This is a genomic window from Tabrizicola sp., from assembly GCF_031377265.1.
In the GTDB taxonomy this organism is placed as follows: domain Bacteria; phylum Pseudomonadota; class Alphaproteobacteria; order Rhodobacterales; family Rhodobacteraceae; genus JAUYQR01.
Map to the genome: position 1 here is coordinate 1 of NZ_JANMET010000196.1, position 23,171 is coordinate 23,171.

At 62.0% G+C, this 23,171-nt stretch carries 20 protein-coding genes and 1 pseudogene; 15 read left to right on the forward strand and 6 right to left on the reverse strand.

Features of this window, described 5'->3' with window-relative positions:
* From RMO18_RS11150 to RMO18_RS11170, 5 genes are all read left to right on the forward strand, one after another.
* Nucleotides 1–282 (forward strand): SDR family oxidoreductase (locus RMO18_RS11150; RefSeq protein WP_309665948.1); only part of this gene is annotated, 282 nt, incomplete at its 5' end.
* Nucleotides 283–339: 57 nt separating this feature from the next.
* Nucleotides 340–1,491 (forward strand): sugar-transfer associated ATP-grasp domain-containing protein, encoded by a 1,152-nt coding sequence (locus RMO18_RS11155; RefSeq protein ID WP_309665950.1) that lies wholly within the window; start codon nucleotides 340–342, stop codon nucleotides 1,489–1,491.
* Between the two features lie 88 nt (nucleotides 1,492–1,579).
* Nucleotides 1,580–2,746, forward strand: coding sequence for a sugar-transfer associated ATP-grasp domain-containing protein (locus RMO18_RS11160; RefSeq protein ID WP_309665951.1), 1,167 nt, complete (start codon nucleotides 1,580–1,582; stop codon nucleotides 2,744–2,746).
* Between the two features lie 36 nt (nucleotides 2,747–2,782).
* Nucleotides 2,783–3,946 (forward strand): sugar-transfer associated ATP-grasp domain-containing protein, encoded by a 1,164-nt coding sequence (locus tag RMO18_RS11165; RefSeq protein WP_309665953.1) that lies wholly within the window; start codon nucleotides 2,783–2,785, stop codon nucleotides 3,944–3,946.
* Between the two features lie 88 nt (nucleotides 3,947–4,034).
* Entirely contained in the window at nucleotides 4,035–4,895 is an 861-nt protein-coding gene (locus RMO18_RS11170) for an EamA family transporter (protein WP_309665955.1), read from the forward strand.
* Here the strand turns inward: RMO18_RS11170 and RMO18_RS11175 are convergent.
* The 3 genes from RMO18_RS11175 to RMO18_RS11185 form a co-directional block, all read right to left on the reverse strand.
* Entirely contained in the window at nucleotides 4,892–5,059 is a 168-nt protein-coding gene (locus RMO18_RS11175) for a DUF465 domain-containing protein (protein WP_309665957.1), read from the reverse strand. The genes RMO18_RS11170 and RMO18_RS11175 overlap by 4 nt on opposite strands.
* Before the next feature lie 96 nt (nucleotides 5,060–5,155).
* The gene (locus RMO18_RS11180) at nucleotides 5,156–5,914 is read right to left on the reverse strand and encodes a methyltransferase (protein ID WP_309665959.1); all 759 of its coding nucleotides are present in this window, start codon (nucleotides 5,912–5,914) and stop codon (nucleotides 5,156–5,158) included.
* Nucleotides 5,915–6,130 (reverse strand): DUF2007 domain-containing protein, encoded by a 216-nt coding sequence (locus tag RMO18_RS11185; protein WP_309665961.1) that lies wholly within the window; start codon nucleotides 6,128–6,130, stop codon nucleotides 5,915–5,917.
* 57 nt (nucleotides 6,131–6,187) lie between these two features.
* Here RMO18_RS11185 and RMO18_RS11190 point away from each other — a divergent pair.
* From RMO18_RS11190 to RMO18_RS11225, 8 genes and pseudogenes are all read left to right on the forward strand, one after another.
* Nucleotides 6,188–7,186, forward strand: a pseudogene (locus RMO18_RS11190) (polyprenyl synthetase family protein).
* A 307-nt stretch (nucleotides 7,187–7,493) separates the two neighbouring features.
* The gene (locus RMO18_RS11195) at nucleotides 7,494–8,387 is read left to right on the forward strand and encodes an FHA domain-containing protein (protein WP_309665963.1); all 894 of its coding nucleotides are present in this window, start codon (nucleotides 7,494–7,496) and stop codon (nucleotides 8,385–8,387) included.
* Nucleotides 8,368–9,402: a protein phosphatase 2C domain-containing protein gene (locus RMO18_RS11200; RefSeq protein ID WP_309665965.1), complete on the forward strand. Its 1,035-nt coding sequence runs from the start codon at nucleotides 8,368–8,370 to the stop codon at nucleotides 9,400–9,402. Before RMO18_RS11195 ends, RMO18_RS11200 begins: the two co-directional genes overlap by 20 nt.
* A gap of 6 nt (nucleotides 9,403–9,408) precedes the next feature.
* Nucleotides 9,409–11,016, forward strand: a complete 1,608-nt coding sequence (locus RMO18_RS11205) for a hypothetical protein (protein ID WP_309665967.1) — start codon at nucleotides 9,409–9,411, stop codon at nucleotides 11,014–11,016.
* A gap of 164 nt (nucleotides 11,017–11,180) precedes the next feature.
* Complete coding sequence (locus RMO18_RS11210) at nucleotides 11,181–13,229, forward strand: dynamin family protein (RefSeq protein WP_309665969.1); 2,049 nt, start codon at nucleotides 11,181–11,183, stop codon at nucleotides 13,227–13,229.
* 30 nt (nucleotides 13,230–13,259) lie between these two features.
* Nucleotides 13,260–14,234, forward strand: coding sequence for a dynamin family protein (locus RMO18_RS11215; protein WP_309665971.1), 975 nt, complete (start codon nucleotides 13,260–13,262; stop codon nucleotides 14,232–14,234).
* Nucleotides 14,235–14,298: 64 nt separating this feature from the next.
* Nucleotides 14,299–14,670 carry a hypothetical protein gene (locus RMO18_RS11220; protein ID WP_309665973.1) on the forward strand — a complete coding sequence of 124 codons (372 nt, stop codon included), beginning with the start codon at nucleotides 14,299–14,301 and terminating at the stop codon, nucleotides 14,668–14,670.
* Between the two features lie 62 nt (nucleotides 14,671–14,732).
* The gene (locus RMO18_RS11225; RefSeq protein WP_309665975.1) at nucleotides 14,733–15,533 is read left to right on the forward strand and encodes a hypothetical protein; all 801 of its coding nucleotides are present in this window, start codon (nucleotides 14,733–14,735) and stop codon (nucleotides 15,531–15,533) included.
* Between the two features lie 5 nt (nucleotides 15,534–15,538).
* Here the strand turns inward: RMO18_RS11225 and RMO18_RS11230 are convergent, their stop codons facing one another.
* Nucleotides 15,539–16,339, reverse strand: coding sequence for an anti-sigma factor (locus RMO18_RS11230; RefSeq protein WP_309665977.1), 801 nt, complete (start codon nucleotides 16,337–16,339; stop codon nucleotides 15,539–15,541).
* A 5-nt stretch (nucleotides 16,340–16,344) separates the two neighbouring features.
* Entirely contained in the window at nucleotides 16,345–16,854 is a 510-nt protein-coding gene (locus RMO18_RS11235) for an RNA polymerase sigma factor (RefSeq protein ID WP_309665980.1), read from the reverse strand.
* Nucleotides 16,855–17,395: 541 nt separating this feature from the next.
* On the opposite strand from RMO18_RS11235, the gene nagA reads away from it, so the two are divergent.
* The gene (gene nagA / locus RMO18_RS11240) at nucleotides 17,396–18,517 is read left to right on the forward strand and encodes an N-acetylglucosamine-6-phosphate deacetylase (protein WP_309665982.1); all 1,122 of its coding nucleotides are present in this window, start codon (nucleotides 17,396–17,398) and stop codon (nucleotides 18,515–18,517) included.
* Nucleotides 18,518–18,833: 316 nt separating this feature from the next.
* Nucleotides 18,834–20,963: a Hint domain-containing protein gene (locus RMO18_RS11245; RefSeq protein ID WP_309665984.1), complete on the forward strand. Its 2,130-nt coding sequence runs from the start codon at nucleotides 18,834–18,836 to the stop codon at nucleotides 20,961–20,963.
* Here RMO18_RS11245 and RMO18_RS11250 read toward each other — a convergent pair.
* The gene (locus RMO18_RS11250) at nucleotides 20,943–23,171 is read right to left on the reverse strand and encodes a molybdopterin cofactor-binding domain-containing protein (RefSeq protein WP_309665986.1); all 2,229 of its coding nucleotides are present in this window, start codon (nucleotides 23,169–23,171) and stop codon (nucleotides 20,943–20,945) included. The genes RMO18_RS11245 and RMO18_RS11250 overlap by 21 nt on opposite strands.

The window sequence follows — 23,171 nt, forward strand, 5'->3', positions numbered from 1 at the left end:
GCGGCCAAGTCGGGCGACCTTGGCTTTACCAAGGCGCTGGCGCAGGAAGGTGCCCGGGCGGGCATCACGGTAAACGCGATCTGCCCCGGCTACATCGGTACCGAAATGGTACGCGCGATCGACGAAAAGGTGCTGAACGAGCGGATCATCCCGCAAATTCCCGTGGGCCGGCTGGGCGAGCCTGATGAAATTGCGCGGATCGTGGTGTTTCTGGCCTCGGACGACGCGGGGTTCATTACCGGCTCCACGATTTCCGCAAACGGCGGGCAGTTCGTGGTTTAACAGGTCTTTGGCGGCCTTTGGTCCGTGCAGATAGCCGGCTTTTGGCAGAATAAGAACATGAGTGAACCGTCCGAACCGATCCTGAAGCTTGTCACCCAGGCCAAGTCTCTTGATTTGAAAAAGGCGATGGCTTGGGTGACTGCAACGACCGGAAAAACCGGGCTTCGGCAGGCGATGGAGATTGGGCGATTTGCGCTTGGGAAGAAGAAGCTGTCGCCCCAGGAATACTATCATCTGGGGCTTTGGCGGCCGCACCTAAGTGCTGACGAAAAGGCTGCATTTCTGTCGGCCTCCAAAAGCATGGCACTGAACCGACGCCTTTCGCCGATAAACGCGACAAGCTTGCACGGGCTGATGCGAAGCAAGATCTTGACGGGATTGATTCTGCGCGCCGCCGGGTTTCCGACGATGAAACCGCTGGCGACATTTGGGGGTGGAGTCGTGGTGCCGGGGGCTGCGGTTCTGCGCACCGCTGCCGACATTGCGGATTGGCTGCGGCAGGATGGGCTGCTGCCGGTGTTCGGCAAGCCGGTGAACGCAGCACTTTCAATTGGCGCGGCGAGCTACATCGAACTGACGCCAGACCGGACCTCGGTGGTGCTGGGCAACGGCAAGATCGTCGCATTGGCGAAAATCACCGCCGAGATCGCGGAACATTTTGCGACGGGCTACTTGTTCGAACCGCTGATCCGCCAGCACCCGGCGTTAGAGGCGATTGCGGGCAAGGCTGTGGGCGGGCTGCGGGTGGTGACCTTGCGTGGGCCGGATGGGCCGGAAGTGCTGTACACGGTGCAGCGGCTGCCCGGGCCGGGGGCGATGATGGACGCGCTGACCGCCAGTCCCTACAGCGTTGCGCTGGTTGATCCGGCGACCGGCAGGATTGTCCGGGCGCAAAGCATGTTTGCGATGAATGTGGCACCACTGGAGGCATCCTTGGTGACCGGAGTGCGGTTCGAGACGGTGACGTTACCGTTCGTATCTGAGGCGATGGCAGTATCCGTCGAGGCGCATCGACTGTTTGCAACGTCGGGGGTGCTGGGCTTCGACATCGCGTTGACAACAACTGGCGTGGTGATCAACGAAGTGAACAGCCTGCCATATCATTCGGCCTATCAACATTCTGCCGACCGGGGCCTGATGAATGCAGAGTTCCGCCCGAGAATTGAAGCGGCAATTCGGGTGGCCGAGGCGAAAACAGGCAAGAGGTGACGGCAGCAGTTTGCTGAATCACCCTGCCATCGGCGGTTGCGAAGCGAGGTGCGCGTCGGCTAGGCTTGGCTGGGTTGGGAGAAGATGAATGCCGACTACGTCTATGATATTCGACAAAGTGTTGACTGCAAAGTCGGCCAGCAAGCAGGTGGATTTTGCAACGATGTTGGGCGTTGCTGCGCGGGCGCGGGGGGTGTCGCAGGTCAAGATCGCGGTTGAAGCTATTCGCCGACGGTTTGGCCGCCAGAAGCTGTCATCGCAAGATTACTTTCGGTTCGGGCTGTTCCGGCCAGAACTGACCGACGCGGACCGTGACGCCTTTGTCAGTGACGCCGAAATCAGCCGATTGAACAGCGCGCTAAGGCCGTCGGAAAGCCATAGCGTTTCCGGGATCATCAGCAGCAAGATCATGACGGAACTGCTGTTGCGCGGCGTGGGTCTGCCCTGCTCTCAGACGGTGGCGGTGGCGCGGGCGACGCCGGCACCAATGCCGTTTCCGGTGCTGATTGGCGCGGCGGCGATCGAAGAGTTTTTGCGGACGGCGGACCGGCTTCCGCTGTTTGGAAAGCCGGATGACTCCTCGCTCGGGGTTGGTGCGGCGAGCTTTGTGGGGCGGAATGGCGATGAGCTGATCTTTGGGGATGGCACGCGCACGTCGCTAAGCAAGCTGGCGGTGGAGATTGCCCGCGACTATCCCGATGGCTATGTGTTTCAGACGCAACTTCGACCGCACCCTGAGGTGGCGCGGCTGATTGGCCCGGTGGTTGGAACCCTGCGTGTCATCACCTTGCGCCTGAAGCAAGGACCGCAGGCGATGTTTTCGATGCTCAAGATGCCAGGCCCCGGTGCGATGGTGGACGGCGCGTTGTCGGGGGCGAATGCTGCAGCATTGATCGATCTGGCAAGCGGCGCGATCTTGCGGGCGCAACTGGGCAAGGCACCGCTTGGGCAGGATCTGGTGCGGAACCATGTGACGGGAGTTGAACTGCCGGGGGCCGTGTTGCCGGATTTCGACAAGGCGGTGGCGCTTGCCCTTGACGTGCACAGGCTGTTTCCGCATCTGGGAGTTCTGGGGGCGGATGTGATCCTGTCGGATCATGGGCCGCTGATAAATGAGGTCAACCTCAATCCGCTGGCATCATTGGCACAAAGTGCTGCCGGGCGCGGGCTTTTCAGCGAAGCGAACAAGGCAATGTATCGTGAGGCGTTGGAGGTTCAGGGAGCAAGCCTTCCGGTTAAGGGTGTGCGGCTGTAGTCAGCCCGTGCTGCAATGTCTTTTGAGGATGAGTCCGTGCCTACACCCGTTTCGATACTGAAGACCCGCGTGGCTGCGGCACCGTTCAACCTGCCCGAGGCGATTGCGCGGACGGCTGCGATGACGGGGCGCACGCTGCCGTCGATCGCGTTTGCAGTTCTGGCGGCAGTGCGGAAAAAGCGAGGCCTGACAGCGCAGGAATACTTTGTCCAAGGGGCATGGATCGGTGACCCGCAAGAGCGAGCGGCCTTTCTGGGCGGTCGGGGCAACGCATGGCTGAACGCGAGCATGACGGGTGCCAGGATGCACGATCAGACCGCCCTGACGTTGGACAAGTATCTGGCCGGATTGATCCTTGAGGCGAACGGCTTTCCGGTACCGAAGCTGAAGGCCGCGTTTGCCGTTGATCGCCCGTTTGGCAAACTGCCGACACTGGATACGGCTTCGGCTTTGGCCGACTGGATTGGCGAGGCAGGCAACCTGCCGACCTTTGCCAAACCGGTGGACGGATCGATGGCCTTGGGGTCAGTGCCATTGCAAGTGGCGGGCGGGGTAGAGCAGGTCGATATCGGTGGTCGGGTGGTTCCGGCGCTGGAACTGGCGCAAGAAGTTGCGCGGGCCTATCCGCGCGGCTGGCTTTTGCAGGAACTGATCCGCCAGCCGGATGAAGTGGAGGCGCTGATCGGACCGGGTGTCGGTACGGTGCGGGTGGTGACACTATGGGAAGCGGACGGGCCGCAGGTGATGTATGCCGTCTGGCGGCATCCGGCGGTGGGCACTTGGGTTGATGCCGCAGTGCATGGCAAACCGAACGTAGGTTGCGCGGTGGATCTGGCGACGGGCCAAGTGACGCGCGTGCATCTGGGCGATCTGTTCACGGGGCGCGAGATCACGCAGTCGCTGGTCACGCCAGAGCTGGCGTTGATCGGATTCCGTCTGCCGGGCTGGCAGGAGATGGTCACGATGTGCTGTGAAGCGCACCGGCTTTTTCCGGGGCATGCGCTGCTGGGCTGGGATATTGCGATGTCGCGGCGCGGGCCGGTGATTGGAGAGGTGAATGCCAGCCCGTTGCACATGTCGTATCAACGGGCGTTTCGGCGCGGATTTCTGCACCCTGATCATGTGACGCGGCTGGATGCAGCACGGGCGCTGATGCAGCGCCGGGTTGCCGGGTATGACGCGCGAAACAAGGCCCGATGACGGGCAGCGCATTCGGGCAACGGGTCACTGGCGCGCAGGCCGGAACTTGGCTAGTCAACGGGCCGGACTTAAGGAAGGGCCGCCTGACATGACACGACGCCGCGCCACGCTGATCGGTTTTGCCGCAGTTTTGATGTGGTCGCTTCTGGCGCTGTTCACCATAGGCTCGGCCCCGGTGCCGCCGTTCCTGCTGAACGCGATGTGTTTCGGGATCGGTGGGGTGATCGGGTTGATTTGGACCGCGCGCAACGGCTTTGGCGTGCTGGGGACCGTCAGCTGGAAGGTTTATGCCTTTGGCACACTTGGGCTTTTTGGCTATCACTTTCTGTACTTCACTGCTTTTCGTCTGTCGCCGACCGCCGAGACCGGGTTGATCGCGTATTTGTGGCCGCTGTTCATTGTGCTGATGTCGGGCCTGCTGCCCGGTGAGCGGCTGACGCCGATGCACATCCTTGGCGCGTTGATCGCGTTTGGTGGGGCGGCGCTGATCGTGTTGGCGCGGGCGGATGCGGGCAGCGGATCGGCGCTGGGTCTGGGGCTGGCGTTTTTGTGCGCGCTGACCTGGGCCGCGTATTCGGTGCTGTCGCGTCGGCTGGGCGAGGTGCCGACCGAAAGTGTTACGGTGTTCTGTCTGGCGACGGCGACGCTGTCGGTGGTTGCACATCTGGCGCTGGAAGAGACTGTCTGGCCAGTGGGGGCACTGGGCTGGGGGTCGGTGCTGGCGCTGGGGATCGGGCCGGTGGGGGCCGCGTTCTTTACCTGGGACATCGGGATGAAGAAGGGCGACATCCAGCTTTTGGGCGTCGCGTCCTATGCGGCACCGCTGCTGTCGACGCTGGCACTGGTGGCAGCGGGCATCACAAAGCCATCATACGCGATCGGGATCGCGGCGGTTCTGATCGCCTTGGGGGCGGCGCTGGCAGCACGCGCCAGCGCCAAAAGGGCCTAGTGCTGGCTTAGACGGGTGATCTCTTCCTTGAGGCGGAGTTTCTGCTTTTTCAGTTCGGCGATCTTCAGGGCATCTGAACCGGGGCTGCGTTGGGCCTGTTCGACCATCTCGGACAGCGTATCGTGTTTCCTGCGCAGTTCGACCAGATGCGAAGCAATCGTCATGTTCGTCCTCCTAGGTTACCCACGAGGCCAGTGCACCACAAAGCCTGAGTCGTGTCACGCCTTCATCCGGGCGTTACAAAGGTAGTTCGCGAAAATTCAGCGGAAGGCTGCCAGAAGGTCTGCTCCGTCGCGCAACACGGCATTCGCAGCGGGGGTATAGCTTTCGCGGTCACCATCATGGGCGGGACCGGCATGGATGACAAAGGGGGCCAGCAGGCGAAAGGCGGCGCGGCCACCTTTGCGGGCGGTCAGCAGGATGCGCGGCGCCGGTTTGCCCGCACGCGGGGCCAGCGGCAGGACCGACGCAGAGCCGAGCTTGCTGCCCATCGCCGCAAGCACCTGTGGCAGGCTGTCAGCGCCGCAGATCAGCGTCAGCCAGCCACCGGGGTTGAGCCTGCGCGAGGCAGCGTCGACCCAGGCGGCAAGCGGCGTGCCGGTCTGCATCGCGGTAGCGCGGGATTTGACGGGTGAGGGCGTGCCGCCAACGGGGTAATACGGCGGATTGGCGATGACGTGGTCAAAGCCCTGGCGCAGGCTGGCGGGGACGTGGGCGATGTCGCCCTCGACCACCGTCAAGGCGATGCCATTGCGGGTGGCGTTGCGGCGGGCAAGGTCGGCGTAATCCGGTTGCAGTTCAAGGCCGGACAGGTGCAGCCCCGGTACGCGCAGGCCAAGACACAGCGCCGCGGCCCCTGCCCCACAGCCCAGATCCAGCACCGATTGGCCGGGCGTGGCGGGGCAAGCGGCGGCCAAAAGCACGGGATCGGTAGCGGCGCGGTAGCCCTTTAGCGGCTGGTAAAGGCGCAGCTTGCCGCACAGGAACTTGTCATCCGACAGATCGGCGTCGGGATACATTCACTGGCCTGTCGGGATGTCATTGTCGGTCAGGACAGCTCGCGCCATGAAGTGATCACGGTCTGCCACCATCAGCCGCTGCGGCAGGATGCCCATGCTGCCGTCAAGGATGCTCATGTGGACGTCCAGCGGAAACACGGCTATACCCTCGCCCTCAAGAAGGGCTGTGGCGAAAGCGATGACTGTCGGGTCCGTCGTGCGCAGAAGTTCCTTCATGGCAGTGAGTTAACCCGGCCCCGGCTTTGAGGGCAAGGGCAGCATCGAAGGGTTGCAATGGACGGATCGCCGAAAACCGGGCCGCAGGACCGTCTGTCAGACTGGCTGGCCGAGGATATGGCTGCCGTGAACGTGCTGATCCGGGCGCGGATGGCGAGCGAACACGCGCCGCGCATCCCCGAGGTGACGGCGCATCTGGTGGAGGCCGGGGGCAAGCGGTTGCGCCCGCTGCTGACATTGGCGGCGGCGCGGATCTGTGGTTACGGCGGGCCATATCATGTGCATCTGGCGGCAACGGTGGAGTTTATCCACACCGCGACGCTGCTGCATGACGATGTGGTGGACGAAAGCCAGCGGCGGCGCGGGCGGCCGACGGCGAACCTTTTGTGGGACAACAAATCCAGCGTCCTGGTCGGCGATTACCTGTTTTCGCGCAGTTTCCAGTTGATGGTGGAAACCGGCAGCCTGCGGGTGATGGACATTCTGGCCAACGCATCCGCCACCATTGCCGAGGGCGAAGTGCTGCAACTGACCGCAGCACAGGATCTGGCGACCGATGAGCGGGTCTATCTGCAGGTGGTGCGGGGCAAGACGGCGGCGCTATTCTCGGCGGCGACCGAAGTGGGCGGCGTGATCGCGGGCGCGCCGGAAGATCAGGTGCGGGCGCTGTATGCTTAAGGCGATGCGCTGGGGATCGCGTTCCAGATTGTCGATGACTTGCTGGATTACGGCGGCACCGATGCCGCGATTGGCAAGAACACCGGTGATGATTTCCGCGAACGCAAGGTGACGCTGCCGGTGATCAGGGCGGTGAAGAAGGCGACTGCGGAAGAGCGCGCTTTCTGGGTGCGGGTGATCGAAAAAGGTGACCAGCGCGACGGCGATCTGGCCGAGGCGCGGGCAATCCTGGGCCGGCATGGCGCAATGGCCGAGGCGCGGGACGAGGCGCTGGCATGGGCGGCAAAGGCGCGGTCCGCGCTGAGTGCCCTGCCCGAACATGCACTGCGCGTAATGCTTGAGGACCTTGCGGACTATGTGGTGGCAAGGGTCAGCTGAGGCCAGGATTCTGAATTAAGCCACAAATAAACTTCGAAGCTTCACTATTTAGCCTAAGTTTCCAGCTATCGATTTTCTACGACAGGTTGTGGCGAACGGCCACGCAAACGCGGCGATGGAAGCAAACAGGCAATGGTTTCTGTAAAAAACTGGTTGATTCCGCACCATCGGCAGCAAGTCGGCAATGCCGGGAATCTTGGTCTGTCGTGGTTTTTGGTGGGCCGCATCTTGCGCTCTCTGCCCGGTGCCATGATTTTGATGGCCGGAACACCCGCGTCCAACTTGCCCAAAGCAGGAGACCGCTAAGATGAAACTGATGGACCGGTTACTGCGCCGGAGAACGAAATCGCGGCCCTTGTCGCCCCAAGTCTTTGCCGGAAACGAGGCGGAACAGGCAGAGGCCGCCCGCGTCGCCCTTGATGCCCTGCGCGGCGGCACTGCCGGGGTTGCCAATTCGCACGGCTTTCCAAAACTGTCCGACGCGCCGGGTGCACGTGAGGAAATTCTGGCCAAGGCCAGCCCCTCGCGCAATGCAAGTGCAGCTGCACCAAGCGGAACGACCGGTGCCCGTGCGCCAGCGGTGAACATCTGGGATATCGAAGACGACGCGCCAGAGGCCCGACCGGCTGCTTCGACGCGTCCGACCCCATCACAGCGGGCAGAAGCCGCAAGCGCGGAGGCAGCACCAAAGCGGCGGCAGAACCGGACCAAGACCCGGATGCTTGGCTTTGAGCCGCAGGAATCCTCGATCGTTTCGCTGTTCGATGAATCCGAAAAATCGGATGACGCGATCGAGACTACGCCAAACCCCAAGGTCGTGATGTTTCCGGCCGGTTGGCTGGTGGTCAAGCAGGGAGCGGGGCGCGGGGCGACATTTCCGCTTATCCAAGGTGTGTCCGTGATCGGGCGTGGGGCGGATCAGTCGGTGTCGCTTGATTACGGCGACATGTCGATCTCACGGTCCAACCATGCGGCGATTGCCTATGACGCCACTTCGCACCAGTTTCATGTTGGGCACGGCGGCAAGTCGAATCTTGTGCGCCTGAACGGCCGCCCGCTGTTGTCGACCGAAGTGGTGCGCGATGGCGACGAGATTCAGGTCGGCGAGACGGTGTTGATGCTGAAAGTTCTGTGCACGCTTGAATTCAACTGGTCACAAGCGCAAGCGGGGGGGGAAGAGAATGATATGGCGATCGCGTGAGCCACGCTATGACGTGGCTTCGGCGATAAGCCAGGGCGCACGCGACTATCAGGAAGATGCGATCACCAGCGACTTTCTGGTCGGGGCTGACGCGGGGTTTGTGGTGCTTGCCGACGGGATGGGCGGCCACGCGGCCGGCGACGTTGCCAGCAAGATCGTCCTGACCGAAGTCTACAGCGAGTTGAAGTTCCAGTACGCCGATGTCGATGCGTTCGAGGTGCGGGCGCCGGAAATTCTGCGCAACATCGCCGATCACGCGAACGAGCGGCTGCGGCATCATGCGCGCCAGCACCCGGAAACGGCCGGCATGGGGGCAACACTGGTGGTGCCGGTGATGCTGGAAAACCGGTTGTTCTGGATTTCAATCGGCGATTCGCCCTTGTTTCTGTACCGCAACGGGGTGTTAACCCAGATAAACGAAGACCACTCGATGGCACCGCAGATCGACTATCTGGTGAAGTCGGGACTGATGGATGCGAAAGCCGGGGCCAATCACCCCGATCGCAACTGTTTGATCTCGGTGCTGATGGGCAGCAAGATTGCCCGGGTCGACTGCCCGCCAAAGCCGATGATGTTGCGCGTGGGCGATATCGTGATCTGCGCGTCTGACGGCCTGCAATTCCTGCCGGATGCCCAGATTGAACGGCTGCTGACCAAGAACCGCAAGAAGCGGAGCACCGAGATCGCCGAAGTCCTGCTGGACGAGATCAAGCGATTGGATGACCCGGATCAGGACAATTTGTCGTTCTGCGTGATCAAGGTGAATGACGCATCGACAGCGGACAAGAGCGATCGAGCACCGCGTGTTTCGAAAGCGGTCAGCCGGCCGCGGATGTTGACAACGGTTGTGACAGATCCGCAGATTCTGCCGATGGTGCCACCAAAGCCACTACCGGAACCGGTAGACGAAGCGCCGGCGCTGGTGCTTGATAACCCGACAGGCGGCCTCGCACCAACCGAAGCGGGGACGACCGCGATTGACGTTGGCGCAAAGCGGGTCGCGGTGGCGAAGTAGCGCGCCATGAACAGCAAAGATGAGCCGTTGAGCATTTCGGAACGCCTTGGACGGGCATTGGACCGGGGGCAATTGCCCGCCGGCGGCCCTGCCGAGGCGGCTGAACGGTTGATTGAACGGATGGAACGCCAGACCAGAGTGGCGTTGCTGGGCCTGTCGAAAGCGGGCAAGACCGGTGTTCTGAACCTGCTGGCAGGCGAGCCGGTGGTGCCGGAAGGTCTGGAGCTGCCGACGCTGATGGTGCAGCGCGGCACCCGAGAGCGCATGATCTGCACGCTGGGCGATGGCAGCAGCGAGACGATCGAGGGCAGTGACCTGCGGCAATGCGTGGCGTTGAACCCGGCACTGGTGACGCTTGAGCGGGATATGGCAGTGCTGTCGGTGATCAGCCTGCTGGAAGTGGCGCCCGGCGCAACCGATCACGACCAGCGCCGCGCCATGGCCTGGGCCAGCAAGCGCGCCGATATTCTGGTTTGGTGCAGCACCGCGTTCCTGCCCAAGGAACAGGTCCTGTGGGAAGGCCTGCCGGACGCGGTCAAGGACAACGGGTTTTTGCTGCTGACCAAGACCGACCTCTTGGGCGGCAAAGAGGCGGTGTCGGGAATCGTCAAGCGGATCGAACATCGCGCGGGCCTTGAGTTCCGCGAGGTTCTGTCAATTTCAACTCAGGCTGCTGCACGGGCAGTCAAACCTGATGGTACAATTGACCGCACATTGTTTCGTGACAGTGGCGCTGCATCGATCATTTCCGCAATCAAGGCGCGGGTCGATCTTGCCCGCCAGGCCGACACCGATACAGCCGAAGCGCTGCTGGCGCGCCACACTCAGGCGGCGCCAAAGCAGTCGGCGCGGCGCCCGCCAAGCCCGGTGTCGGAAATCTATTCGGCACCGATCATCCTGGAGGATCACAGTCTGCCGGAGCTGGTGGAACATCGGCCTGAGCCGGTAAGTCGGGAGCAGCCTCGGGTGCCAAGCACGACGCAGGCGCCTGAACCGGGCAACCGTCCGTTCCCGCCGCCGCCGAGTTTTGCAGCGCCTACCTTTACGCCACCCAAGTACCAGCCGCCGACGGCACCACCATCGACGCTCATTTCGCGTCCGGTGGGAGCGACCCCGAAAATCGTGGCCCAGACCGAGGAGCCGCGCCCGCAAGCCGGAAAGCCGCCTTCAGCCCAGCCGAGACCACCGCCACTGCTATTGGTTCCCAAGGTGGGGGTTCAGGACGCGCGACCGCGGGTGCGCATTGCGGCGCGGCCGACCGTACCGGTGGTTGCCCCGACCCGAGAGGCGATTTCACCGGAAGACCGTGTGGTCGTGAATGCCGCTGTAACCTTGCTGATGAGCAATGCCGCGGATTTGTCCGCGCAGCTGGGGGCGACAGAAACTGTGCCGATGGGCATGGTTCTGGACCACAGCCTTGCCGCCACACAGCAGGTTGGCGAGATCCTGGCCCAAAGCGATGCCCAAGAGATTCGGCGAATCGCCTCGGACCTGGGGGAGGTGCAGGACCTGATGACTCTGATGCAGTTGGAGAAGGGTGCGGCACCCGCAGACGACGCTTTGACCCTGCTTTTGCAGATTCGACGCGATCTGGAAACGCTTTTGGCAGCCTAAGCTTTATTAATAAGCGAATATTCGTCCAAAACCTGCCCAATTGGCACCACTTTCCAAAGTTAGGACATAATCGACGGTAGAACTGTCTTTTGTTGGGGCAGAGTATACGGGATGCCTGGTGTGGCGGACTTGAGGTAGAAATGGCGCTTGGTGCAGTAGTCAAGATGGACGGAACCAGCGTTGATCCGGGCGTGCCGGTTCAGCCTGCGTTTGACCCAAATCTAAGGCGCAACTTTCCGGGCCTAAGCCGCATTGCCGAGGCCATTCAGGACTTTGAAGGCGCGCTGGGTGACTTTGTTGCGATGGCGGATCCGGAGACCGGAAAGAAGCTGACCAAGATTCTGGCGCAGACCCGTGATATTGAACCTTCTGTAACCGTCATTGGCCAGATCAAGGCGGGCAAGACGTCATTGGTGAATGCGATGATCGGGGCACCCGGGTTGCTGCCCACGGACGTCAACCCCTGGACCTCGGTTGTCACCTCGCTGCATATCAATACACCTAGCCCTGACCCGAACGTGAAGGCCAAGTTCAAGTTCTTTGACAGCGCGGAATGGGATCGGCTGATCAGCAATGGTGGCCGCATCGGCCAGTTGGCCGCGCGTGCCGGCGCGGATGACGAGCTGGAGAAGCTGCGACTGCAGGTCGTGGCCATGCGAGAGAAGGCGCGCGCCAGACTTGGGCGCAAGTTCGAACTGCTGCTGGGAACCGAGCATCGTTATGCCGCAGTCGATGACGCGCTGCTGAAACGATATGTCTGCGTCGGCGACGAGGACCTTGCTGTCGAAGATCAAGGCCGGTTCGTCGACATCACGAAGTCGGCCGATCTTTACATCGAACGGGCAGACATCCCGACATCGCTGTGCGTGCGCGACACCCCCGGCGTGAATGACACGTTCATGATGCGCGAGCAGATCACGATCAACGCGGTGCGCGACAGCCGCAGTTGTATTGTGGTGCTGTCGGCGCATCAGGCACTGACGACGATGGACATGGCGCTGATCCGGCTGATTGCGCACCGCGCGTCGCGTGAGATCATCATCTTCGTGAACCGTATCGACGAACTGTCGGATCCTGCGACGCAGGTGCCCGAGATTCATCGGTCTATCCTGGAAACGCTGACCAAGAACAACGCCCCGGCAAACATCGACATCATCTTTGGCAGCGCGCATTGGGCCAATGCCGTGCTGTCGGGCACGATCGATGATATGACTGATGACAGTACCGATGCTGCCATCAACTGGACCCGCGCGGCCTATGCCGACAAGGTGCACAGCTGGTCGGCCGAGCAATTGGTGTGGAGCGCATCCGGTGTTCCGGCGCTGATGGACGCGCTGGCACAGCGGATGTTCGAAGGCCCGGTGAAGGACGTGCTGAAGAAATCAGCCCGCCAGGCGCTCAATCTGGCGCAAAGTCTGGACGTGGTGGATCAGGTCCGCATTCTGGACAATGAAGGATCGCTGGAGCGGACGATGTCACCCGCTGCACTTGATGCAGAGTTGACGCATATCGAGCGGACCAGCACGCAAAAGCTGACCGAGTTGACCAACGTGGTCTGCGCCGATTTTGTGCTGCGGATCGACCAGTCTTATGAGCGGTTCCTGGAACGGGCGACATCATCGCTGATCGAGCATCTGCAAAATCACGGCGAAGAGGCGATGTGGCACTATAGCCCGCTTGGACTGCGGATGTTGCTGAGCTCCAGCTATCAGGTCGTGCTGAAGAAGATGCACGCGATCGCCGCTCAGGTGAACACCGAAGCGGCCAAATCGGTTGCGGATCTGTACGGCAAGACGTTTTCGATCACGGTTGAGGGCTTCAAGATCGAAGTTCCGGTGGTGACCTATATTCCGCCTCCGATCAACCTGGGCCAGACCATCGCGCTGGACCTGCAGGTCGGCTGGTGGAAAGGCTGGTGGCAGCGTCGGCGTGGCTATCAGGCCTTTGCTGAAGATTTCTACAAGCTGATCCGGGCAGAGACAGACCCGATCATCAATGATTTGAAGACCATCCAGATCGGGTTGTTCCGGGAAAGAACCCAGTCTACCCTGATGGAGTTTCTGCATGAACAGCGCGACCTGTTGACCAGCGCGCTGACCAGTTCGGACGTGTCGATCGACGAGATGAAAGAGCTTTTCGGCGTGCATGCGTGGGAAGAACGCCAGGAATGTCTTGCGACAATCATGGATGAACTTGGCGAATATGCTGACTGATCCCGTTCAGCCCAGGAAAGGATGGCAGGCATGAACAGTTTCCGCAAACCCCGCATCGCCATCATGGGCGAGTTCAGTTCCGGCAAGAGCACGCTGTGCAACTTGCTGCTTGGCGCACGCCCGTTGCTGGAAAAGGTGACGGCCACCCAGTTACCGCCGGTTTGGCTGTCGTACGGCAGCGACCCGGCCTATGTGGAGGGTCTGGACGGTATCCGGCATCCGCTGAATATCGCTGATCTTGGGTCGGTCCCGCTTGAAGGCACGGAGCATGTGCGGATCTTTGTGCGCAGCGATCTGCTAAAGCACTGTGATCTGATTGATATGCCCGGGATTTCTGACCCGAGCATGTCGCCGGAAGTCTGGGAACGGATGGCGCATCTGGCGGATGGTGTGCTGTGGTGCACCCATGCAACGCAGGCTTGGCGGCAATCGGAATCTGGGGTGTGGGCAACCTTTCCCGAAGAAATGCGCCCCAGCAGTCTGCTGTTGGTGACCCGCTTTGACAAGATCGTCGGCGAGTCTGACCGCAAGCGGGTGATGAAGCGCGTTGCATCCGAAACCGAGGGGCTGTTTGCCGGGATCTATCCGATCTCGCTGACGCAGGCGATGGCTGCGGGTGACGATGAGCAGAAATGGGAGGCCAGTGGTGGCCTTGCGTTTGCCGAGGCGTTGTTCGATCTGACCTCAACGCTTTCACGCAGTAGGAATCTTGCGCAGGCTGTGGCGGAGGAAGTCACCGAAGACGATACGGATGCCCCTTCGGATGCCGAGTCCGGCAGCATAGCGACGCATTTCCGACGCCTGAGCGCGATGCGTGATACGCCGGTTGTGACGGTCGTGCCACGCCGGGTAATGGCGCGCGGCGCGCGCGCGCAAGATGCAGAGCGGAAGCCGCGCCCGACCCTGGCCGAGGCGCGCCCGAGTGCGACAGTCGTGTCGTTCTCGGAACGGGCGGCGGCTGCAAGCACGGACGATGGGACGAACGGGAGTTCCAGGTCTGCGTGACAAATCGATTTTCTGGTAAACTCCGGATGGACCTAGGTTCTTCGCGGACGTCAAGGGTGAGCTGGTGGCAATAGCCGAGGAACTGAGGTCGATCGTCGAGGCCTTTCCGCAGGCGCGCGTGCTGGCATTTGCCGACATGACGTCGCGCATGGTGCTGTGCAGCGCTGGCGGTGAAGCATTGACGCAGGAGTACTTCGAAAAGCTGTGCAAGGATGCCGAGATTGGGTTTAGCGACCCGATGAACGCGCTTGCGTCAGATGCATTCGGCGACGCGTATGGGTCCATAATGATCGAACCGACGGGTGTTCGGCTTTTCATGCGGTCGGAATCGCAGATTGATGACGTGCTATGTTGCGTCTGCGATCATGGCCTTGACCTTGGTGCGTTTGTGGCCAGAATCCGTGCTACACTTGAAACGATCAGTGCGAGCGCATGATGGATCTGGCACAAAGGTCGGTTAAGCCATTGAAGATAGCAAAGCGTCCCATTCGCTCTCGTTTGCAGGTTCTGCAGGCGGCGTCGCGCTTTGCACCGGGCGGGCGGCGGATGATTGCCGCTGCTGAAGGTGGCAACCCACTGGCGGCGTTGTTGCGTGAGGTGAATGAGACAATACTCGGCCGAAGCCTGCAGTTTGAAGCCGATGGGAAGGCCAGCCTGACGATGGACGTCGCCGGCAGGCGCATCCTGCGCGTAACTGATGCCAATGGCGTGGAGGGGGCAGAGAGCTGCCTGGGCGTGAAGGTGCTGAGTGAGGCCAATCGCGATGATCTGGCAGGATTGCTGGTCGCGTTTGCCGGTGGCAAGACCGCGCTGTCAGTGCTGGCCAAGCCGCCGGAGCGCGGCGGCGAGGGAATGAGCGTGGGTCTGCCAGTCGCATTGCTTGCCGATGTTCTTGGGGTAGACCTGAACCAGACCGCAGAAGACGACAGGGCGAAAGCCGAGGCTGCCCCTCCGCCGGTGGAGCGGTTGGGGTTTCTTTCGACGATCGTGGCAGAGATGGGCGAGGGGCTTCTGGCATGGCTGGTGCAAGCCGGCACCGCCGACCCGCAAAGTGGCGGGTTGGACGAAATGGTCCAACATCTGCAAGGCTTTCTGGATGATGAGTACGAGGCTTTGGCCAAACAGTTGGATCAGGTGGCACTGTCGCCAGATGATCCGGTTTGCACCGTTCTGGGCACCTCGTTGCTAGAGGGCCACAGCATTCTTTGCGTGCGGGCCGAAGGCGAAGTGTTGTTGGGCGTAGTTGCCGGGGATGCAGCGGGAACGGTGTTGCGGGCGTGGAACGCCGCTCGCAAATAGCAGCGTTACAGCGAAACCGCCGCTTCCTTTGCCAACACATCCAGCCCCGGCCTGCCGTGCGGACCGACGACAACATAAGAGGCGTCGTTGCTTTTCCAGCTGACCATGTCGAGCGTCCCGATGTGCTGCGTATCAAACGGGCTGAGCGCTTCGCCCAGCGCCGCATCGCCACCCGCCATGAAGCATACGGCAATCACCTGGCCTTGCTTGTCGGTGTACATCAGCTGTGCCACCGGTTTGCCCGAAGCCACAAGCAACCGCGCACCCTGAAAGGTCAGGCCACTGGCGGTCAGATCCGGCACGACGAAATTGACCATGGTCATATTGGCCAGCCAGGTTTGCAGATGGGCGAGATCGGAGGCGGGAACCTCGACCAGATGGCGTTTCTGGCTGGCGTAAACGAGGTGATACTCGGCCACATGATCAAGCCAGCCGACCGCCTGCTGCGAGGGATCGAAGCTGCGCGACAGGAAGGCTCCTCCTGCGCCGCCAATGGCCAACAGCGCCAGTGCCGCCGCAAGACCCATGCCCCAGCGTGGCACCTGGGCAATGTTGGCAGCCGGGGTGGGAGCAGGTTGCGCCGGCGTCGCAGCGCGGCTAACGGCGCGGGCCAGGGCAACCGGGACAGGATCGTTGAGCATCGATGCGAAGGCGCGCGCCACCGCATCATCGGCGCGCAGGATGGCGTCATATTCGGCCTGGACGTGCGGGTCATCGGCCAGCAAAGACTCGATTACGCGGGCCTCATCCTCAGGCAGCTCCCCGTCGCGGTAGGCGCTCAGGCGCGTCGCAAGATCTGCCTTCATCCCCATCAAACCGTCACTCCGTCGGCCTTGGCCAACAAGTCCTTCATCGCCGTTCTGGCCCGCGACATCCGGCTCATCACTGTTCCAACCGGAATATCGAGGATGTCGGCCGCCTCATTGTAGGAATGGCCTTCTACCGACACCAATAGCAAGGTAGCACTTAGGCCTTCTGGCATCGACATCATCATCGCGACGAGCTGGTTGCCGTAGATGTGATCGGTAGGGCCAACAAAGGTAGCAAGTTCGTCGGTCTCGGCGGCGTCAATATGGCCTTGGCCAAGCCGCACGCGGCGGCTGCGCATCTCCGACACCCAGATGTTGCGCATCATGGTGAAGAGCCAGCTGTCCAGGCGGGAGCCGGGCTGCCACTGCGACGCGCGCGCGATGGCCCGTTCGCAAGCGGCCTGAACCAGATCATCGCCGTCGTCGGGGTTGCGGGCAAGGGTCAGCGCAAACCGGCGCAGGCGCGGCAAAAGTCGCACTAGGTCTTTCGACAAGTCCGTCTGCTCGGTCACTGCTGGCATTCCCCTGCCATGGTCATCGCGTTGGGACGCTACGAGGAAGAGCGATGGTCGAGCCGGCGACAATACGCAGGTTTCGGCCAAAGCGGCTGGGACCATAAATGGATGCCCCTGCCCCATGTGCACCTACAACCGGCAGAGTGTGATGTCGAGAGGCATATTGTGGCAAAGCAAACCCTTAGCCCGAAAATTGAGCGGGTTTGTGCCGGTAGAATGTCTTGCGAAAGACAAGGCTGCGGCGCTGAGGGTTGCGCCCATCGCTACAGCGGAAAAGTGAGTGTTGATCATGTAAGTGGTGTCCTATGACGTGGTCGAAAGTATGGATCTGCAACCAGGCTGGCGCCGAGGTGTTGCCACCGGATTGCGCCATCGGGAAGCTAACGCTTTGGGTCGCGGGATTATTCATTCGGCCCGGAAAAAAGCTGTTGAAGCTGTCTGCACGGGGTCAAATGATGCAATGATCCGCGGCGAACGAAACCGGCGGTCGTGGATTTGTCCGGGGTAGGCATTCGCACGGACAGCGGGGGCGGGCGCGATGGGACAGCTTTTCAAGGCGGCGGCGGTGTTTGACGGGACCCGCCTGCAGACGGGCGCGCAATTGTGCGTGGTGGATGGGCTGGTCGCCGAACCGCAAGCGGGCGGCGCAGTGATTGATCTGGGCGACGGCATCCTTGCGCCCGGGTTCATCGATCTGCAGGTGAACGGCGGCGGTGGCCGGATGGTGGATGCAGCGACGGATGCCGCAACGATCACCATGATCTGTGCCAGCCATGCGCGGTTGGGGGCCACGGGCCTTCTGCCAACGCTGATCACAGATACCGCCGACGCAACCGCAGCAGTGATTGCGGCTGGTGTTGAGGCTGCACGGCGCGGCGTGCCGGGGTTTCTGGGCCTGCATCTGGAAGGGCCGCACCTTGACCCAAACCGCAACGGCGCGCATGACGCACGGTTGATCCGCCCGATGGATGAGGCGGACCTTGCCCAATATCTGGCAGCGGCGCGGGAGTTACCGTCGCTGATGATCACGCTGGCACCCGAAGCGGTAACGGCCGAGCAAATCGGGCGACTTATGGCGGCTGGAGTGATTGTGTCGCTTGGCCATACGCAAGCTGGTCATGCGGCGGCGATGGCGGCCTTTGCTGCCGGGGCTGGCTGCGTGACGCATCTGTTCAACGCAATGAGCCAGCTGACCAGCCGGGAGCCCGGTCTGGTGGGGGCTGCGCTGAGCGCGCCGGTGTTTGCGGGGCTGATCGCGGACGGCATTCATGTGGACCCGGCAGTCATTCGTCTGGCAATGAAGGCGAAACCGGAGGGGATGTTTCTGGTGTCGGACGCGATGGCATTTGCGGGATCGGATGCATCCGAGATCCGCTTGGGCGGACGGCGCATTTTGCGGAGCGACGGGCGTTTGACGCTGGATGATGGCACCTTGGCGGGGGCGGATCTGACTTTGCCGCAAGCGGTGAAGGTGATGGTCGAGCAGGTTGGCATTGCGCCAGAGGTGGCGCTTGGCATGGCCACGTCGCGTCCGGCGGCCTGTCTGGGACGAGAGGGTGAGCTTGGGCACCTGTTGCCCGGACGGGTGGCCGATATGGTTCATCTGGGACAGGACTGGACGTTGAAGGGGGTCTGGCGGGCGGGGCAGCGGATCGTGTGACACGGGCGCGTTGCATAGGGGCGTCAGGTCCGACCGGCGGATGCTGTGGCGGCGGCGTTCTTCGCCTCGATCATTCCACTTTCGGTTGAACGCGGCACGGCACTGTTTCTTCCTGCGCGTGCCGCACCTTTAGGCAGGGTCTTGCCGGTACCACGCTGTCAACTTTCAAAGGCTTTTGCGCGCCATACATTCGCCAATAAAATTCCGTTGTGCTTGCTTGGAACAAGCGTTCTGTGCAGAAGGCGTACACAAAGCCAACTTGATCTGCGTGAGAGTCGTTTTGTGCTCGTATGTGTAATCTGAAGGCGTCGTGCTTATGGCTGAGAATTCAAGTACAAATCCAGCAACTTCTGGCAACACCACGATAACCGGAACGACGAGTGCAGACTCGCTGTCAGGCGGTGGTGGAAACGATGTCATCACCGGACTTGACGGCAACGATGTGCTTTCCGGCGATGCACCGCTGGCTGGCCAGTGGCAATACGGGGTCTATACCCGCGATTTCACATCTGCCAACAACCAGACAAGTACCATCACCTCAGGAACCCTGCGGGGCACCGGCTATGTCGACGACTTCGACGTTCTGGCGCTGCGCAACACACTGGCAAATACCGCTCAAGGGACCAACCAGGACGACTTTGGTGTCGTCTACCAATCTACGCTGAACATCAGCAGCACTGGCAGCTACACCTTTTCAACAAGATCAGATGATGGGTCGCGGATTATCATTCGTGATTCCACCGGCGCCATTGTCTTTAACCTGAACAACGATTTCCATCAGGCCGCCACTACGAGATCTGGCTCGGTCAACCTTGCTGGCGGACAGACTTATTCAATAGAAGTCTACTACTGGGAGAACTTACGAGAGAACGTGATGAGCGCCACGATTGCGGGGCCTGGGATCACCGGATCTCCAAACCTCGCGACCTCTCCCTTGATTGGCGTGCCACCGACTGTTCCTGGACAAGTTGACGGGAACGACAGCATTTCCGGCGGCGCGGGAAACGACACCATTCTTGGCAACGGCGGCAATGACACGCTGAACGGCGACGCTGATAATGATTCAATCGATGGCGGAACCGGGAATGACCAGCTGTTTGGCGGAACCGGGCTTGATACGCTGATCGGCGGATTGGGGAATGACGCGCTGTATGGCGGCTATGACGCTGACAGCCTTAGCGGCAACGATGGTGCCGACACGCTGGATGGCGGTTTGGGCGATGACCGGATGTTTGGCGGGGCAGACAGCGACACCCTCGATGGTGGATCCGGCAACGACACGATGGATGGCGGAACCGGCTCTGACAGTCTGACCGGTGGGTCCGGCAACGACAGCATCATCGGCGATTCCGGCGACGACACGATCAACTTTGGCGCCGGTGATGATACCGTCCAGGGTGGCGACGGCGATGACGTGATAGATGACGAACCGGGTACACAACTTGCCGGGAGCAACCTTGTCTTTGGCGGTGCCGGCAACGACAGGGTCTGGGTCGGCAGCAACAATGACACGGTCTTCGGTGGCGACGGGAACGACACGATTGATGGCGAGTCCGGCAATGACTCGTTGTATGGCGGCGTTGGTAGGGATGCGCTTTTTGGCGGTGATGATCGGGATACGTTCTTCGTCCTTGATGGCGATGCGGCCACAGGTGAGTCCGTCGACGGTGGATCCGGCGGTGACGATGTCGACACGCTCGACCTTCGCGGGTACGGCTGGGCCCGGACTGATATCGTCTACACTTCAGCGGACAAACAGAGCGGTATCGTTACATTCTTTGACGCCCTTGGCGCTGTGGCTGGCACCCTAGAGTTCACCGAGATTGAGAACCTCATTCCCTGTTTCACAAGCGGCACGATGATCGCGACGGAGCACGGCGAGATTCGGGTGGAGGCGTTGCAAGCAGGTGATCTGGTATGGACCAGGGACCATGGATTGCAGCCGGTGCGCTGGGTAGGCGCGCGGCACCTTTCTGCAGGGGACTTGCGGGCCAAGCCGCAAATGCGCCCTGTGTTCATTGCCCGTGGTGCCCTTGGCCCACAAGAACCGACGCGCGACATGGCACTGTCGCCGCAGCACCGTGTGCTGGTCTGCGGGGCGCGAGCGGAGCTTTTGTTCGCCGAGCCGGAGCTTTTGTTTGCCGTCAAGCATTTGGTGGGCATGAACGGGGTCAGGCGGGAAAGCCCGGCCGAGGGCGTGATCTATGTTCACGTGCTGTTTGACCGGCACGAAGTCATTCTGTCTGACGGGCTGTGGAGCGAAAGCTTCCAACCGGCAATGGCCATGGTCAATTCGTTTGAAAGCAGGCAGCGCGACGAGATCTTGGGGCTGTTCCCCGAACTCGCAACGGCACAGATCGCCATTGTTGACGCACGCCCGACGCTGAAGGCGCATGAGGCACGGGTGCTGATGTTGGCCGGAACGTCAGGCGAAAGTCACGGCTGACTTCAAGGGCAGGCTGCGATGACGGGTGCCGGTCAACGCGAAGATCGCGTTGGCCAAAGCGGGGGCAGCAGGTGGGGTGCCTGGTTCCCCCACTCCGCGAATGGGACCGCCGCTTTCCAGGATACGCACTGCGATAGGCGGGCACTGTCGCAGGCGCATCGGCTCGTAGTCCCAAAAGTTCTGCTGGTCGACGCGGCCATCTGTGAAGGTGATTTCCCCGTTCATAGCTGCGGAAAGGCCATAGATCATAGCGCCAGAGAGCTGCGCCTCGATGTTGCCGGGATCAAGCGCTATGCCGACATCGGCCGCGATCCAGGCCCCGGTCAGGCGAATGCCGCTGTCGGTGTTTTCAACTTCGATCACCTCGGCAGTCGGCACCCCAAAGGCAATCGCAAAGGCCAACCCACGCGCCCGACCCGGAGGCGTGATGCCCCAGTTCGACATCTCGGCCACCGCTTCCATCACCTTGATTGACGGTGTGTGGTTCATCTGGCGCATTCGAAACAGCAACGGATCGACACCCGCCAAATGCGCAAGTTCATCCATTGCGCTGTCGTGGAAGAACGCGTTTTGCGACGCCCCTACGGAACGCCAGAAACCGACGGGAACGGTTTTTGGCGCGCGGTAGCCGGTTACGCGGTAGTTCGGGAAGGCATAGGGCTGTTCCCACGCCGCTTGCAGGATTGTGGCGTCAGGTCCGAGGGCGGGAAAGCCAAGCCGGCCCGCCATGGATTCGATGGTCGAGGTGGCAGCGGTCGCGAAGTCGAACGCAGTGATCGCCCCCTCGGTGACGGTTGCGCGCACCCGGCCCATGGCCATCGGGCGGTACATGTCATGGGTCATGTCTTCTTCGCGCGTCCAGCTTAGGAGGACGGGCGTGCCTTCCATCGCCTTGGCAATGGCGACGGCCTGGCGAACCGTGTCCACCTCGGCCCGCCGTCCAAAACCGCCGCCCATCAGCTGGGTGTGAATCTCGACCTTGTCGGTTTCGACTCCGGCAGTTTCGGCTGCGGCGGAGCGTGCCAGTGTCGGGGTCTGCGTGCCAGTCCAGACCTCCACCATCCCGTCATGGAGCCAGGCGATGGCGCTCATCGGTTCCATCGTGGCATGGGCGAGATGGGGGACGGAGTATTCCGCCTCCCAAGGAGTGCCCGCGGCCAGAGCGGCTTCCACGTCGCCGTCATTGCGGGGACGGGCGTCCTGCGCCTCATCGCTGAAGGAGGCCGCCATTTGCGCCGCCATCTCGGCCGTGTTGGCCGGGTAGGGGGCGGGAGCCCAGTCGAAGGCGATCACATCCGCCGCCTGAATGGCGAGCCAGGTGTTCGAGGCGATGACCGCGACGCCATCCCCGAGCGAGATCACCCGCTCCACGCCGGGCATCGCCTCGGCAGCGGCACTGTCGTAACCGGTCATCGCACCGCCGAGGCCGGGGTTCATCCGGACGGTGGCGAATTTCATGCCGGGCAGGCGGATGTCACCCGTGAAGGTGGCCGTGCCGGTGGATTTGCCGGGGACGTCCTTGCGCGGCAGGGTCTTGCCGAGAAGCTTCCAGTCTTTCCGGTCACGCAACGGCGGAACATCGGGCAGGTCCACCGACGCGGCCTCGACCGCCAGATCGGTATAGGCGAGGCGCGTGCCATCCGGGGTGACGACTGCCCCTGCTTCGGTTTTCAGCACCGCAGGGTCGAGCCCGAGCCGCCGGGCAGCCGCCGCCACAAGCGCGACCCTTGCCATGGCGCCTGCCGCGCGCATCTTCTCGAATGCGTCGGGGACCGAGGTTGACCCCCCGGTAAGCTGAATCCCGAGGAATTTTGCTGGAACGTCCATCGCACCGCGCGCGGTTTCGGCCAGCCAGCCGTGATCCGTTGGCGCAAAGGGCACACCGTCCTCCAGCGCCGCCGCGTTGTAATAGGCGTGCGACGCGGGGCCGTGGATGACGGTCACATCCTCCCAGGCCATGTCCAGCTCTTCGGCGACGAGGGCGGCCAGCGTGGTGTGGATGCCCTGCCCCATCTCGGCCCGAGGGGCGATGATGGTGACGCCAGTCGCCTCGATCAGAACATAGGGCGTCAGCGCGGCGATCCCGGCACCGGCGATCGGGTTCGGGTAAGGGCGGCGATACCTGTACCAGCCGAAGGCCACGCCCCCGGCGATGGCGGCGGAGCCGATGAGGAAGGTCCGGCGGGCGATGGTGCCAAGGCGCGACAT

Coding starts and splice junctions, on each gene's coding strand:
- RMO18_RS11155 (WP_309665950.1), top strand. CDS start 340: ATGAGTGAACCGTCCGAACCGATCCTGAAGCTTGTCACCCAGGCCAAG.
- RMO18_RS11160 (WP_309665951.1), top strand. CDS start 1,580: ATGCCGACTACGTCTATGATATTCGACAAAGTGTTGACTGCAAAGTCG.
- RMO18_RS11170 (WP_309665955.1), top strand. CDS start 4,035: ATGACACGACGCCGCGCCACGCTGATCGGTTTTGCCGCAGTTTTGATG.
- RMO18_RS11175 (WP_309665957.1), bottom strand. CDS start 5,059: ATGACGATTGCTTCGCATCTGGTCGAACTGCGCAGGAAACACGATACG.
- RMO18_RS11180 (WP_309665959.1), bottom strand. CDS start 5,914: ATGTATCCCGACGCCGATCTGTCGGATGACAAGTTCCTGTGCGGCAAG.
- RMO18_RS11185 (WP_309665961.1), bottom strand. CDS start 6,130: ATGAAGGAACTTCTGCGCACGACGGACCCGACAGTCATCGCTTTCGCC.
- RMO18_RS11195 (WP_309665963.1), top strand. CDS start 7,494: ATGAAACTGATGGACCGGTTACTGCGCCGGAGAACGAAATCGCGGCCC.
- RMO18_RS11200 (WP_309665965.1), top strand. CDS start 8,368: ATGATATGGCGATCGCGTGAGCCACGCTATGACGTGGCTTCGGCGATA.
- RMO18_RS11205 (WP_309665967.1), top strand. CDS start 9,409: ATGAACAGCAAAGATGAGCCGTTGAGCATTTCGGAACGCCTTGGACGG.
- RMO18_RS11210 (WP_309665969.1), top strand. CDS start 11,181: ATGGACGGAACCAGCGTTGATCCGGGCGTGCCGGTTCAGCCTGCGTTT.
- RMO18_RS11215 (WP_309665971.1), top strand. CDS start 13,260: ATGAACAGTTTCCGCAAACCCCGCATCGCCATCATGGGCGAGTTCAGT.
- RMO18_RS11230 (WP_309665977.1), bottom strand. CDS start 16,339: ATGAAGGCAGATCTTGCGACGCGCCTGAGCGCCTACCGCGACGGGGAG.
- nagA (WP_309665982.1), top strand. CDS start 17,396: ATGGGACAGCTTTTCAAGGCGGCGGCGGTGTTTGACGGGACCCGCCTG.
- RMO18_RS11245 (WP_309665984.1), top strand. CDS start 18,834: ATGGCTGAGAATTCAAGTACAAATCCAGCAACTTCTGGCAACACCACG.
- RMO18_RS11250 (WP_309665986.1), bottom strand. CDS start 23,171: ATGTCGCGCCTTGGCACCATCGCCCGCCGGACCTTCCTCATCGGCTCC.